The sequence below is a fragment of the Phenylobacterium sp. genome, assembly GCF_030645195.1.
Classification (GTDB): Bacteria; Pseudomonadota; Alphaproteobacteria; order Caulobacterales; family Caulobacteraceae; genus Phenylobacterium.
Map to the genome: position 1 here is coordinate 1 of NZ_JAUSLW010000008.1, position 12,501 is coordinate 12,501.

The window sequence follows — 12,501 nt, forward strand, 5'->3', positions numbered from 1 at the left end:
CCCGAGGCCATCGAGACGGAGCGGGCCGGGATCGAGGCCGAGTTCGGGGTCAGGGCGATCTATTCCCCCGCCGACATGACCAAGCCCGCGGAGATCGCCGCCATGATCGCCCAGGCCGAAGCGGCGTTCGGCGCCGTCGACGTCCTGGTCAACAACGCCGGGGTGCAGTTCGTCTCGCCCATCGAGGACTTCCCCCTCGACAAGTGGGACCAGATCATCGCCATCAACCTCTCGGCCGCCTTCCACGCCATCCGCGCGGCGGTCCCGGGCATGAAGGCCCGCGGCTGGGGCCGGATCATCTCCACGGCCTCGGCCCACTCCCTGGTGGCCTCCCCCTTCAAGTCGGCCTATGTGGCCGCCAAGCATGGCATCGCCGGACTGACCAAGACCGCGGCCCTGGAGCTGGCCACCTTCGGGGTGACGGTCAACGCCATCAGCCCCGGCTATGTCTGGACCCCCCTGGTGGAGAACCAGATCCCCGCCACCATGGCCTCGCGGGGCCTGACCCGGGAGCAGGTGATCAACGATGTGCTGCTGGAGGCCCAGCCCACCAAGCAGTTCGTGACGCCCGAGGAGGTCGCCGCCATCGCCGTCTTCCTCTGCTCGCCGGCCGCCAAGCAGATGACCGGCGCCAACCTGTCCGTCGATGGCGGCTGGACGGCGGAGTAGCGACACGTCCCATTCAATCGTCATCCTCGGGCTTGTCCCGAGGATCCATGATCTCCGACTCCTCGCAGGGCGCGCGAACCTCGCCGCCGAGGGCCGCCTTCGCCGCGGAGTCTATGGCTGGTCGGGACAAGCCCGACCATGACGATCAGGGAGGTGAGGTCAGCGGGAGTCCGTAGGGAGAGAAGGGCGCGATCACCCCCTCCTGCCCCCGCGTCACGGTTTCCGCGGGCCGGATTCCGTGACAGCGTGATCCCTGGGCGGGCGCCTCAGACCCGCCGGGGACGGACGTCATGACCGGGATCATCCTGCACCACTACGAGGCCTCGCCCTTCTCCCAGAAGGTGCGGTGTTTCCTGGGGCTGAAGGGTCTGGCCTGGTCCTCGGTGATCACCCCCAACATGATGCCCAAGCCCGACCTCACCCCGCTCACCGGCGGCTATCGCCGGGCGCCGGTGATGCAGATCGGCGCCGACGTCTATTGCGACAGCCAGGTCATCCTGGCCGAGATCGAGGCCATAGCCCCGCAGCCGCCGGCGGCGGGGGGCCCGGCCTGGGCGGTGAATTTCTGGGCCGATCGGCTGTTCTTCCAGACCACCGTGCCGGTGATCTTCGGGGAGCTGGGGGATGCGGTTCCCCAGGCCTTCATCGCGGACCGCGAGAAGCTGTCGGGCCGGCCCTTCGACGTCGCGGCCATGAAGGCCGCCGCCGGGGTGATGCGGCCGCAGTGGCGGGCCCACGCCGCCTGGATCGACCGGGGCCTGGCCGCCCAGCCCTTCCTGTCCGGCGAGGCGCCCGGCCTGGCCGACGTGGCGGCCTATATGAACGTGATCTGGCTGGATCGGGCGCTGCCGGCCACGGCCGCCGCCCTGATGGCGGGCCTGTCCCGCCTGCCGGCCTGGCGTGAGCGCATGGCCGCCCTGGGGGAGGGGATCCGCACCGAGATGGCGCCCCACGTGGCCCTGGAGATCGCCCGCGACACCCGGCCCCGCATCCCGCCGGCCCACGACCCCGCCGACCCCCTGGGCCTCGCGCCCGGAACCCACGTGACGGTGATGGCCGACGACTACGGCCGCGACCCCATCGCCGGCGCCCTGGTGGCCGCCACCCCCGACCGTCTGGTGATCGCTCGCGACTCCGCCGAGCTGGGCGCCCTGCACATCCATTTCCCCCGCGCCGGCTACATCGCCGTCCGCGCCAAGCCCATTTGAAGGAGCCCGCCATGGAAGACCGCATCAAGGTTGAACTGAAGGACGGCGTCGCCGACGTGCGCATGATCCGCACCGACAAGATGAACGCCCTCGACGACCACATGTTTCAGGCCCTGATCGACACCGGGGAAGAGCTGAAGACTCGGCCCGGCGTCCGCGCCATCGTGCTCTCCGGCGAGGGTCGCGCCTTCTGCGCCGGCCTGGACATGGGCAATTTCGGCAAGATGGCCTCGGGCGAGCGCTCGGGCGGCCAATCCTCCACCGGCGAGGCCCTGTTGACGCCCAAGCGCACCGCGGGGGGCTCCAACCGCGCCCAGCACGCGGTAATGGTCTGGCGCGAGCAGGCGGTCCCGGTGATCGCCGCCATCCATGGCGTGGCCTTCGGCGGCGGCTTCCAGCTGGCCCTGGGCGCCGACCTGCGGTTCGTCACCCCCGACGCCCGCATGGCGGTGATGGAGATCAAGTGGGGCCTGGTGCCCGACATGGGCGGGCTTGTGCTGATGAAGCGCCTGGTGCGCGATGACGTGGCCCGGGAGCTGACCTATACCGGCCGCATCTTCAACGGCGAGGAGGCCTATCGCCTGGGCTTCGCCACCCGCGTTTGCTCCGACCCCCTGGAGGAGGCCCTGGCCCTGGCCGCCGAGATCGCCGGCAAGAACCCCGCCGCAATCCGGGGTTCCAAGCGCCTGCTGGACATGGTCCACGACGCCGACCAGCACGCCATCCTGCTGGCCGAGAGCCAGGAGCAGGGCGCCCTGATCGGCTCCCCCAACCAGGTGGAGGCGGTGATGTCCAACATGCAGAAGCGGCCCGCCGTCTACGCGGACTAGGCGCGTGACAGCCAAAAGTGGACGCCGGTTTTGGCGCCGCGACCAAGGATAAGCCGCCCGTGACGACCCTCTATCACTGCGCCGACGCGCGCTCCTTCCGGGCCCTCTGGGCCCTGGAGGAGCTGGGCGTCCCCTATGAGCTGAAGCTGCTGCCCTTCCCGCCCCGGGTCCTGGCGCCGGACTATCTGGCGGAGAACCCGCTGGGCACCATTCCCCTGCTGGTGGACGGCGCCACGCGGATGACCGAGAGCGCGGCCATCGTCCAGTACCTGGTCACCCGCGACGGGCCGAGCGCGCTCTCGGTGGAGCCCGGGAATCCCGCCTATGGCGACTGGCTCAACGGCCTGCACTTCGGCGAGGCGACGCTCACCTTCCCCCAGACCCTCGTGCTCCGCTACACGCGGCTGGAGCCCAAGGAGCGCCGCAATCCCCAGGTGGCCGAGGACTACGGCCGCTGGTTCAACGCCCGCCTCAAGGGGCTGGAGCCACGGCTAGCGGCCAACGATGGCTGGTATTGCGCCGGGCGGTTCACAGGGGCGGATATCTCGGTGGGCTACGCCCTGCTGCTGGCCGAGACCCTGGGCCTGGATCAGAGGTTCAGTCCGGCGGTGGCGGGATACTGGGCGCGGCTGCAGGCCCGCGAAGGCTTCCAGAAGGCGAAAGCCGCGCAGGCCGACGCCCCGGCGGCGACCTGGCAGGACGGTTAGGCCGCCTCCCACTCCACCAGGACCTCGGCATCGCCTTCGATCTGGGCAAGCCGAAGCGTCTCGAACGCCTCGGCGCTGAGCAATCGACCCAGCGCCCAGACCGCCGCCCCGCGCACCAGGGGCGAGGGATCGCTCAACAGCCCCTCCGCCACCTCGGCCAGGCCGGCGTCCCCGGAATTCCCCACCGCGTAGAGGACGTTGCGCACGAAGCGGTCGCGGCCGATGCGCTTGACCGGGCTCTTGGAGAACAGGGCGCGGAAGCTCGCATCGTCCAGCCCCGCCAGGTCCGCCAGGGCCGGCGCCTTCAGGGCGTCGCGGGCCTGCAGCCGCTGCTCCCGCGCGGTGGCGGCGAACTTGTTCCAGGGGCAGGCCGCCAGGCAGTCGTCGCAGCCATAGATGCGGTTGCCCATCGGCGCGCGGAACTCCCGCGGGATCGGCCCCTTCAGCTCGATGGTCAGGTAGGAGATGCAGCGCCGCGCATCCAGCTGGTAGGGCGCGGGGAAGGCCCTGGTCGGGCAGATGTCCAGGCAGGCCTGGCAGGACCCGCAATGGTCGGTCTCGGGCGCGTCGGGCGTCAGCTCCAGCTCCGTCAGGATCGAGCCCAGGAACAGCCAGGAGCCGAACTCGCGGCTCACCAGGTTGGTGTGCTTGCCCTGCCAGCCGAGACCGGCCTTCTCCGCCAAGGGCTTTTCCATCAGGGGGGCGGTGTCGACGAAGACCTTCAGCTCGCCGCCGAACCGCGCGGCCAGCCAGGAGGCCAGCTGCTTGAGCCGCCCCTTGATCAGCTCGTGATAGTCGTCGCCCTGGGCGTAGACCGAGATGACGCCCAGGTCGGGGTGCGCCAGGGCCTCCAGCGGATTGGTGTCGGGGCCATAGTTGACCCCCAGCAGGATGGCCGACCGCGCGCCCTCCCACATGGCGTTCGGATGGGACCGGCGCTCCGCCGTCGTCGCCATCCAGTCCATCTCGCCGTGGCGGCCATGGCCGATGAACTGCTGGAGGCGCTCGCCGGCGGCCCACGGCGCGTCGAGGCGCGCGACGCGGCAGGCGTCGAAGCCCAGCTCGCGGGCCTTGGCGGCGATCAGGTCAGAAGTCGAGGTCGTCATAATGCGGCGCCGGCGCGAGGCCGGGCCAGCGGTCGGCCAGCAGCGGCCGGAAGGCCGGCCTCGATTTCAGCTTCATGTACCAGGTCTTCACCGCCTGGAAGTCCGCCCAGGGCACGTCGCCGAAATAGTCGATCACCGAGAGGTGGGCCGCCGCGGCGAAATCGGCCAGGGACAGGCGCTGGCCGGCCAGCCAGTCGCGCTCGGCCAGCAGGGTTTCGATATAGACCAGATGGCCGCGCAGGGCCTCGCGGCCCTGGCGCAGGGCGGCCAGGTCGGGGGCTCCCAGGCCCAGCAGCCGCTTCTCCATCTTCTCGTGCAGGATGAAGCCGCCGACCTCGTAGTCGAACTTGCGGTCGAACCACTGCAGCAGCCGCCTGGCCTCGGCCCGCTCGGCGGGCTCGCGGCCCAGCAGGGCGGGCTCGGGATAGGTCTCCTCCAGATGGTCCAGGATCGCCCGGCTCTCGCAGAGCACCAGGGGACCGTCGGTGAGCACCGGGGTCAGGCCCGAGGCGTTGAGCGCCACTAGCTCCTTGGGCCGCTCCCAGTAGCGCACAGGGTTCTCGGAGAAGGCCAGGCGCTTTTCGCCCAGGGCCAGGCGCACCTGGCGGGAGGCGGGATCGAGGGGGAAGTGGTGCAGGACGCGTTCGGGGGACATGGGCGATGCGGCCTAGCACGGCCTGCGTTAAGGGCGCGTTTACTGAGCGTGCTCGGCGAAGGCCCCGCCGTGCGGCTCGGCCCGGCCGCGCGGGTCGGCGTGGATCAGGATGTCGGCGTGGGGGAAGTGCTCCAGGATCCGCTTCTCGGCCTCGACGATCACCCGGTGCGCGTCCTCCAGGGTGAGGTCCGGATCGAGGTCGACGTGCATCTGCATGTGGACATAGGGCCCCGAGGCCCGGGTGCGCAGCTGGTGGACGTCGGTCAGCCGGGCGTCCTCCGCCACCAGGGCCACCACCCGGGCGCGGTCGACCTCGGGCAGCTCGGCGTCCAGCAGCTGGCCCGAGGCCTCGCGGAACACCCCGATCGCCGCCCACAGCAGCAGGGCCGCCACCGCCAGGCCCGCGAAGGCGTCCAGCGCGAACCAGCCCAGCCAGGCCGCCGCCCCGATGCCTGCCAGCGCGATGATGTTGGAGGCCACGTCGGTGAGATAGTGGGCCCGGTCTCCGGAGACCGCCACGGAGCTGGTCTGTTTCAGCACCCGGCCCTGGGCCACGATCAGCAGGCCGGTCAGCACCGTGGAGATGGCCATCACCGCCACCGCCCAGCTCTCATTCTGGACCGGGGCGGGGTGCAGGATGTGGACGATGGCCTCGCGGCCGATCAGGGCGGCCGAGGCGAAGACCAGGCCCGCCTGGGTCAGGCTGGCGAAGGCCTCGGCCTTGCCGTGCCCGAAGCGGTGCTCGGCGTCCGGCGGCGCCTGGGCGTAGCGCACGGCGTAGAAGGTCACCAGGCTAGCGATCAGATCCAGCCCCGAGTCCGCCGCTGACGCAAGAAGCGCCACCGAGCCGGAGATCAGCCAGACCCCGGCCTTGATCGCCACCAGCACGGCGGCGGTGGCCACCGACAGCAGGGTGATCCGCCGTGTGAGGGCGGCGGCGGTCTTGGGGTCGAGGCCAGTCGGGGCGTGCATGAGCCCTATCTAGTGCGCCCGCGCGCGCCGCCCCAGCGCTAACGACTCTCAGGTCACGCCGCGACCCGGGGCAGGGGCCCGACATAGACCGACTGCGGCCGGATCAGCCGCCCGCCGGCCAGCTGCTCGCGGGCGTGGGCGATCCAGCCCGCCGTACGGCCCATGGCGAAGACGCAGGTGAAGGCCGACGGCGGGAAGGCCAGGGCCTCCAGCAGCAGGGCGGTGTAGAACTCCACATTGGTGTCCAGGCTCCGGTCGGGCTTGTGGGCCTTGAGGATCTCCAGCACCGCCCGCTCCACGGCCTCGGCGAACTCCAGCCGCCCGGCCCGGGTCCCCATACGCCGGATGGCGCCCTTCAGGGCGTCGGCGCGGGGATCGCGCACCTTGTAGACCCGGTGGCCGAAGCCCATCAGCCGGTCGCCTCGGGCCAGCGCCGCCTCCAGCCAGGGCCGCACGTTCTCCGCCGTTCCGATGCCGTCCAGCATGTCGATCACCGGCCCCGGCGCCCCGCCGTGCAGCGGGCCTTTCAGCGCGCTGATCCCGGCCAGGACCGCCGAGGCCAGCCCCGCCTGGGTCGAGGCCACCACGCGGGCGGCGAAGGTCGAGGCGTTCAGCCCATGGTCGCTCACCGTCACCAGATAGGTGTCGAGCGCCTCCACCTGCGCCTGAGCGGCGGGCTTGCCCAGCATGCGCAGGATGTCGGCGGCGTGGGAGAGCGAGGTGTCCGGCGCGATGGGCGCCTCGCCGGCCTGGCCCCGCACCACCGCGGCGGTGAACACCGCCGGGGCGGCCAGCAGGCGCAGGGCCGTGGCCAGGTCGTCCCCGTCCGCCAGCCTGGCGGTCAGCGCGCGGACGGCCTCGATGGGGCTGAGCGCCAGGAGGCCGGTGTCCATCGCCGAGACCTCGGCGAACACCTCGGCCCGGGCGGCGGCAAGGGGGCCGGTCAGGTCGGCGGGCAGGTGGTCGAAGAACCCGTCCCACAGCAGGCGGGTCACTTCCTCGAAGCTGGCGCGCCCGGCCAATTCGTCCAGCGACCGGCCGCGGATGATCAAGCGTCCCGCCGCGCCGTCCACGTCGGACATCACGGTGTGGGCGGCGACGACGTCTTCCAGTCCGTCCGTCATGGGAGGACCTCCTTTTTTCCAAACTTGCTAAGGGCGATATTTGCCGCCAAGCTGGAAGCGTCAATCTTGATCAACATAATCAACATCTGATGCCCCTGACCAAGACCCCCGACTGGATCGGCGCCGACGAGGCCCGCGCGAAACTGGGCGTTCGGCCCCAGACCCTCTACGCCTATGTCAGCCGCGGCCGGGTCCAGACCCGCATCGACCCCCACGACCCCCGCCGCAGCCTCTACCGGGCCGCCGACATCGCCGCCCTGGTTCAGCGCAAGACCCGCAGCCGCAAGGCCTCGGAGGTGGCGGCCGGCGCTATCGCCTGGGGCGAGCCGGTGCTGGTCTCGGCCATCACCACCATTTCCCAGGGGCGTCTTTTCTACCGGGGCCGCGACGCCGTGGAGCTGGCGGAGACCGAGACGCTGGAGGCGGTCGCCCGCCTGCTGCGGGGCGGCCACGGGGCGGCGCTGAAGCGCACCGACCGGCCCCAGCCGCCGGAGGCCCCGGACATGACGGGGCGGGCCTTCCTGGCGCTGGCCGCCCGCGCCGGCGTCGACCCCCCGGCCCTGGGCCGCCATCCCCTGGCCCTGGCGGTGGAGGCCGCCACCCTGCTGGACGTGCTCACCGACGCCATCGCCGGTCAGGTCGGCGGCGGGGCGATCCACAACCGCCTGGCCTTCGCCTGGGGCCTGGGCCCCGGCGGTCCGGGGGCGGACCTGGTGCGCCGGGTGCTGGTGCTGCTGGCCGATCACGAGCTCAACCCCTCGGCCTTCGCCGCGCGGGTGGCCGCCTCGACGGGGGCGTCGCTCGCCGCCGCCGCCCTGGCGGGTCTGGCCACCCTGTCAGGGCCGCGCCATGGCGGGGCGCCGACGGCGATCCGCGGCTTCGCCGCCGAAGCCGCCCAGGGTGGCGCGCGGGCGGTGATCGCCGCCCGCCTGGCGGAGGATCGCGCCCTGCCGGGGTTCGGCCACCCCCTCTATCCCGACCACGATCCCCGCGCCGCCGCCCTGCTGGACCGCTTCCAGCTCACGCCGGAGATGGCGAGTCTGCGGGCCGCGGTGGAGGACATCACCGGCCTGGCGCCCAATATCGACTTCGCCCTGGTGGCCATGTCCGACGCCCTCAAGCTGCCCCGCGAAGCCCCCTTCGCCCTCTTCGCCACCGCCCGCTGCGCCGGCTGGATCGCCCACGCCATCGAACAGGGCCAGACGGGCGCCTTGATCCGGCCGCGGGCGCGCTATGTCGGGGTGGAGGTGGCGAGAGGCGGCGCGACCTCGAGAACCTCCCCCCGCGCGCAGCGCGATGTGGGGGAGGTGGATCGGAGCGCAGCGACGAGCCGGAGGGGGATCAACGTAGTTGACCCCTACCGCCCCAAAACAAGAGTCAAGTCCCCCTCAGCCGGCTTCGCCGCCAGCTCCCCCAGAGGGGGAGCATCTGACCCGCCCTAGGCCCGGTGATGCACCGCCTCTTCCTCGGCCAGCGGCTGGTCCAGCCGGTGAACCATGTCCTTGGGAACCACCTGCCAGAACTTGCCGAGATGCCGGTCCCAGTCGCGGAGAATCCCCGCGGCGAACACCGAGCCGGTTTCCCGCGCATGCTCCTCCACCAGGGCCTTCAGCTCGGCCTCCCAGGCCCGGGTCCCGATCCGCTGCACCACCACGCTGTCGGTGTTCAGGTGGGTCAGGAAGCGGTCGTGCAGGTCCAGCACATAGGCCATGCCCCCGGTCATGCCGGCGGCGAAGTTGAAGCCCACCGGCCCCAGGATCACCGCCCGCCCGCCGGTCATGTATTCCAACCCGTTGGCGCCGCAGCCCTCCACCACGGTCACGGCCCCGGAGTTGCGCACCCCGAACCGCTCGCCGGCCAGGCCCGCCGCGAACAGCCGCCCCGAGGTCGCCCCGTAGAGCACGGTATTGCCCAGGATGGCGTTGGTCTCCGGCGCCGCCAGGTGGGGGGAGGGTCGCAGGATGATGGTCGCCCCCGACAGGCCCTTGCCGACATAGTCGTTGGCCTCGCCGGTCAGCTCGATGCGCAGGCCCTGGACCGCGAAGGCCCCCAGGCTCTGGCCCGCCGAGCCCTTCAGCTGCACGGTCAGGTGCCCGGCCGGCAGGCCGGTCATCCCGAACCTGCGCACGATGTGCGAGGAGGTCCGCGATCCGATGGCGCGCGCGGTGTTCCGCACCGTGTAGGTCAGCTGCATCTTCTCGCCCCGCTCCAGCAGGGGGGCGGCGTCGCGCACGATCTGGGCGTCCAGGGTGTCGGGCACCTCGTTGCGGCCCTCCACCACGCAATGGCGCGGGTTCGACCCCGGATCGGCCATCACCAGCAGGGGGTTGAGGTCGAGGTCGTCCAGGTGCTCCCCGCCGCGGGAGACCTGCTGCAGGAGGTCGGTGCGACCGACGATCTCCTGCAGCGAGCGGAAGCCCAGGGACGCCAGGATCTCGCGCACCTCCTCGGCGATGAAGGTGAAGAGGTTGATCACCTTCTCCGGGCTGCCGGAGAACTTCTCCCGCAAAGCCTCGTCCTGGGTGCAGACCCCCACCGGGCAGGTGTTGGAATGGCACTGGCGCACCATGATGCAGCCCATGGCGATCAGGCTCGCTGTTCCAATCCCGAATTCCTCCGCCCCCAACATGGTGGCGATGACGATGTCGCGCCCGGTGCGCATGCCGCCGTCGGCCCGCAGCCGCACCGAGTGGCGCAGGTTGTTCAGCGTCAGGACCTGGTTGGCCTCGGAGAGACCCATCTCCCAGGGCCCGCCAGCATACTTGATGGAGGTCTGGGGCGAGGCGCCCGTGCCGCCGACATTGCCGGAGATCAGGATCACATCTGCTTTTGCTTTCGCCACGCCCGCCGCGATCGCCCCGATGCCGGTCATGGCCACCAGCTTCACGCAGACCCGCGCGGTGGGGTTGATCTGCTTGAGGTCATAGATGAGCTGGGCCAGGTCCTCGATGGAATAGATGTCGTGATGCGGCGGGGGTGAGATCAGCATCACGCCGGGCGTCGCGTGGCGCAGCCGGGCGATCAGCTCGGTGACCTTGAAGCCGGGCAGCTGCCCGCCCTCGCCGGGCTTGGCGCCCTGGCTGACCTTGATCTCGATCTCGCGGCATTCGTTGAGGTATTCCGCCGTCACCCCGAACCGCCCCGAGGCGATCTGCTTGACCGCCGAGTTGGGGTTGTCGCCGTTGGGCAGGGGCCTGTAGCGGGCCGAATCCTCGCCGCCTTCGCCCGAGACGGACTTGGCCCCGATGCGGTTCATGGCGATGTTCAGCACCCCGTGGGCCTCGGGGCTCAGGGCCCCCAGGCTCATGCCCGGCGTCAGGAAGCGCTTGCGGATCTCGTTGACGCTCTCGACCTCGTCCAGGGCCACGGGTCGCTCGGGCGAGCGCCAGTCCAGCAGGTCGCGCAGCTGGATGGTGGGCTGGCGGGCCATGCCGGCGGAGAAGGCCTGGTAGGCGGCGTAGTCACCGCTGTCGCAGGCCCGCTGCAGGGTGTGGATCATGCGCGCCTCGAAGGCGTGGCTCTCGCCGCTGGCCCGGGCCTTGTAGAGCCCCCCCACCGGCAGGCTGACGGCGCCGGGATCCCAGGCGCGACGATGCACCTCCACCGCCTTGGCCTCCAGCCCCGCCAGGCCGATGCCGGAGATGCGCGAGGGCATGCCCGGGAAGAACTCCGCCACCAGGGCGCGGGACAGGCCCACGGCCTCGAAGTTGTAGCCGCCGCGATAGGAGGAGATCACCGCGATCCCCATCTTGGCGATGATCTTTAAGAGGCCGCCCTCGATGGCGTGCTTGAAGTTGCGGCAGACGTCGTGGAGCGTCAGCTCCCCGGTCAGGCCCCGCTCCAGCCGGTCCTGGAAGCTTTCCTGGGCCAGATAGGCGTTCACCGCCGTGGCACCCACCCCCACCAGCACCGCGAAATAGTGGGTGTCCAGGCACTCGGCCGAGCGGACGATGATCGAGACGTAGGAGCGCAGACCCTTGGCCACCAGCCAGGAATGGACCCCGCCTGTGGCCAGGATCATCGGCAGGCCCACGCGACCCGGACCCGAGGCCTCGTCGGTGAGCACGATGGTGGCGCAGCCGCGCAGGGCGGCGTCCTCGGCCTCGGCCCGGATGCGGTCGAGATTGGCCCGCAGCGCGTCGCCGGGCCGGGCCTCATCGGCGGGGATCGGCATGGTGCAGTCGATGCTGGCCACGGAGCCCTCGCCGATGAAGCCCATGATCCGCTGGTACATGCCGGTGGTGAGCACCGGGCTCTCCAGCACGAAGACGTCGGTCTGGGCCTCGTCCTGGGCCAGGATGTTGCCGAGGTTCTTGAACCGGGTCTTCAGGCTCATGACGCCGGTCTCGCGCAAGCTATCGATCGGCGGGTTGGTCACCTGGCTGAAGTTCTGCCGGAAGAAATGGGAGAGCGGCCGGTACTGGTCGGACAGCACCGCCAGGGGCGCGTCGTCCCCCATGGAGCCCACCGCCTCCTTGGCGTCCTCGATCATCGGGGCCAGCAGCAGCTCCAGGTCCTCCAGGCTCATCCCGGCGGCCGCCTGGCGGCGCGTCAGTTCCTCTCTGGCGTAGGCGCGGGGCTCCGGGCCCGGCGCGATCTGCGCCTCCAGGTCCACCATGTTGCCCAGCCACTGGTCATAGGGGTGCTGGGCGGCCAGGCGGTCGATGATCTCCTCTTCCTCGTAGAGGCGGCCCTCGGCGAGGTCGACGGCCACCATGCGGCCGGGCTGGATATGGGCCTTGCGCACGATGCGCGCCTCGTCGACCCGGCACATGCCGGCCTCCGAGCCCATGATCAGCAAGCCGTCGTCGGTATAGGTCACCCGCAGGGGCCGCAGGCCGTTGCGGTCCTTGCCGGCCACCACCCAGCGGCCGTCGGTGGCGCAGATGGCGGCGGGCCCGTCCCAGGGCTCCATCACCGCGTTGCAATAGGCGTAGAGCGCCTTGTGGGCCGGGCTGATCTGGTCGTCGCTCCTGTGCGCCCAGGCCTCGGGGATCAGCAGGGCCTTGGCCATGGGGGCGTCGCGGCCCGCCCGCACCAGCACCTCGAAGGTGTTGTCCAGCGCCATGGAGTCCGAACCGCTGGCGTCCTGGATCACCGGCTTCACGTCGTCCCCGAAGTCGCCGAAGGCGTCGGCGGCCATGCGGATCTCGTGGCTCTTCATCCAGTTCAGGTTGCCCTTCTTGGTGTTGATCTCGCCGTTGTGCGCCAGCATCCGGAAGGGCTGGGC

The 12,501-nt window shown here is 71.1% G+C and carries 10 protein-coding genes; 5 read left to right on the plus strand and 5 right to left on the minus strand.

Annotated features, from left to right (window positions below; genetic code table 11):
* The 4 genes from Q7T09_RS00635 to Q7T09_RS00650 all read left to right on the plus strand — a co-directional run.
* Positions 1 to 669: 3-hydroxybutyrate dehydrogenase (locus Q7T09_RS00635; RefSeq protein ID WP_304697029.1), on the plus strand; the 669-nt coding region annotated here is incomplete at its 5' end.
* 290 nt (positions 670 to 959) lie between these two features.
* Complete coding sequence (locus Q7T09_RS00640) at positions 960 to 1,877, plus strand: glutathione S-transferase family protein (protein ID WP_304697030.1); 918 nt, start codon at positions 960 to 962, stop codon at positions 1,875 to 1,877.
* 11 nt (positions 1,878 to 1,888) lie between these two features.
* Entirely contained in the window at positions 1,889 to 2,707 is an 819-nt protein-coding gene (locus Q7T09_RS00645; RefSeq protein ID WP_304697031.1) for a crotonase/enoyl-CoA hydratase family protein, read from the plus strand.
* A 59-nt stretch (positions 2,708 to 2,766) separates the two neighbouring features.
* Positions 2,767 to 3,414, plus strand: a complete 648-nt coding sequence (locus Q7T09_RS00650; protein ID WP_304697033.1) for a glutathione S-transferase family protein — start codon at positions 2,767 to 2,769, stop codon at positions 3,412 to 3,414.
* Here Q7T09_RS00650 and queG read toward each other — a convergent pair.
* The 4 genes from queG to Q7T09_RS00670 are packed head-to-tail and all read right to left on the minus strand — an operon-like array spanning position 3,411 to position 7,271.
* On the minus strand, positions 3,411 to 4,520 hold the full coding sequence (gene queG / locus Q7T09_RS00655) for a tRNA epoxyqueuosine(34) reductase QueG (RefSeq protein ID WP_304697035.1): 1,110 nt from the start codon (positions 4,518 to 4,520) through the stop codon (positions 3,411 to 3,413). The two genes, Q7T09_RS00650 and queG, sit on opposite strands and share 4 nt — an antisense overlap.
* Entirely contained in the window at positions 4,501 to 5,175 is a 675-nt protein-coding gene (locus Q7T09_RS00660; RefSeq protein ID WP_304697036.1) for a glutathione S-transferase family protein, read from the minus strand. Before Q7T09_RS00660 ends, queG begins: the two co-directional genes overlap by 20 nt.
* 39 nt (positions 5,176 to 5,214) lie before the next feature.
* Positions 5,215 to 6,147 (minus strand): cation diffusion facilitator family transporter, encoded by a 933-nt coding sequence (locus tag Q7T09_RS00665; RefSeq protein WP_304697037.1) that lies wholly within the window; start codon positions 6,145 to 6,147, stop codon positions 5,215 to 5,217.
* Positions 6,148 to 6,200: 53 nt separating this feature from the next.
* Positions 6,201 to 7,271, minus strand: coding sequence for a citrate synthase/methylcitrate synthase (locus Q7T09_RS00670; protein ID WP_304697038.1), 1,071 nt, complete (start codon positions 7,269 to 7,271; stop codon positions 6,201 to 6,203).
* 89 nt (positions 7,272 to 7,360) lie between these two features.
* Here Q7T09_RS00670 and Q7T09_RS00675 point away from each other — a divergent pair, with 89 nt between their 5' ends.
* Entirely contained in the window at positions 7,361 to 8,713 is a 1,353-nt protein-coding gene (locus Q7T09_RS00675) for a citrate synthase (RefSeq protein ID WP_304697039.1), read from the plus strand.
* On the opposite strand, the gene gltB is transcribed toward Q7T09_RS00675, so the two are convergent.
* The coding region (gene gltB / locus Q7T09_RS00680; protein ID WP_304697040.1) for a glutamate synthase large subunit at positions 8,710 to 12,501 on the minus strand (3,792 nt) is incomplete at its 5' end. The two genes, Q7T09_RS00675 and gltB, sit on opposite strands and share 4 nt — an antisense overlap.